1 protein-coding gene is annotated in these 607 nt (G+C 65.7%); it reads left to right on the top strand.

Going from position 1 to position 607, the window contains the following annotated elements; all coding sequences use genetic code 11:
- Window positions 1-219: 219 nt before the first annotated feature.
- On the top strand, window positions 220-607 hold a 388-nt coding region (locus JCM25156_RS19755), incomplete at its 3' end, for a sulfite exporter TauE/SafE family protein (RefSeq protein WP_025814512.1).

The following is a 607-nucleotide window of genomic DNA, read 5'->3' as shown; positions in this document are numbered from 1 at the left end:
GGCCGTCGCCGCGCCATGCGGCCCATGCCCCGCTCCGGCGTGGGGTTTGCTCTGCTATTAACGGCCGGGCTTGTGCTGGCTTCCAATTCCACTTAATGAAGTGCGCACGCTCCCATAACACCACGTTCATACTGCATTATACTGACATTCCACATCCCGTAACGGACAAAGCAGGCGGCGGCCACGCGCCAGCCCGTCAAGCCATGAAACCCGGACACCATGCATCTGCCTGAATCGTTCAACCTGCTCTATGCCCTCTCCGGCCTTGGTGTCGGTTTTCTGGTGGGCATGACCGGCGTGGGCGGCGGCTCGCTCATGACGCCGCTGCTCATCCTGCTGTTCCGGGTTCACCCGCAGGCCGCCGTTGGCACCGACCTGCTCTATGCCGCCATAACCAAGGTGGTGGGCACGCTGGTGCATGGCCGCAGCCAGTCGGTGGCGTGGCCGGTGGTGGGGCGTCTGGCCATGGGCAGCGTACCGGCTACGCTGGCCACGATCGGGGTGCTGCACTGGGCGGGCAGCCCTTCGGCGCAGGTGACGCATGTCATCTCGGTGGCGCTGGGGGTGGCGCTGCTCATCACCGCGCCAGCGTGCTGTTCCGCCACCG

Source organism: Komagataeibacter kakiaceti JCM 25156, from assembly GCF_000613305.1.
This window is presented reverse-complemented; position numbering and strand designations above follow the sequence as displayed.